This window comes from Flavobacterium sp. U410 (assembly GCF_053570605.1).
The window spans coordinates 1-600 of the sequence record NZ_JBSEFI010000059.1; the positions used below are offsets into that span (position 1 = coordinate 1).

1 protein-coding gene and 1 pseudogene are annotated in these 600 nt (G+C 30.8%); both read left to right on the plus strand.

What is annotated here, in order from left to right; genetic code table 11:
* On the plus strand, positions 1-239 hold a 239-nt coding region (locus tag ACUSJC_RS16795; RefSeq protein ID WP_449270705.1), incomplete at its 5' end, for a hypothetical protein.
* Between the two features lie 13 nt (positions 240-252).
* Positions 253-600 (plus strand): annotated as a pseudogene (locus tag ACUSJC_RS16800) (hypothetical protein); the annotation flags it as partial.

Below are 600 nucleotides of genomic sequence, written 5' to 3' on the forward strand. Positions count from 1 at the left end.
AGATGAGAGATTATGAAAAAAAAGCAAAAAATATTTTAAGAGAATATTCTACAGCAAGTGGTAGAAAAGAGCAGTTGCAAAAAATGTTTTTAAAGGCTCTGTCAGGAATGGGACTTGAGGATAAAGTGGCTTTGTTTGAAGGAGAGGTAGAGAATGAAACGGATATTAATAACTATAATATAAAATGGACTCGAAAGACTTTGAACAAAAATAAATTAGAAAGAACACCATGCAACTAGAAAAAATAGAATTATGAAAACAGTATTTAAAATTATTTTTTTGTTATTGATAAGTCTGAATGTAAAATGCCAGACGGTAACTACTATTGTTCCTTACAGAACACTTGATTATCCTAGCGGAGCTTATTTGAAAGATCTAGATAACGAGTTCCCATTTTGGTTAGGCACATGGGAAGGAACGGCTAACAATAAAAAGTATACGTTTACTTTTATTTTGTTTCAACAGCAAAAGACAACTTATCCCAGTGGGTTTTATTTTTATGGAGATTTTGTAGCCGGCAAACTGAAAGTAACAGATTTGATTACCAATCAGGTAATTTATGATGAATCTTCATTTACAGATCTTAATGACTTTTTAATT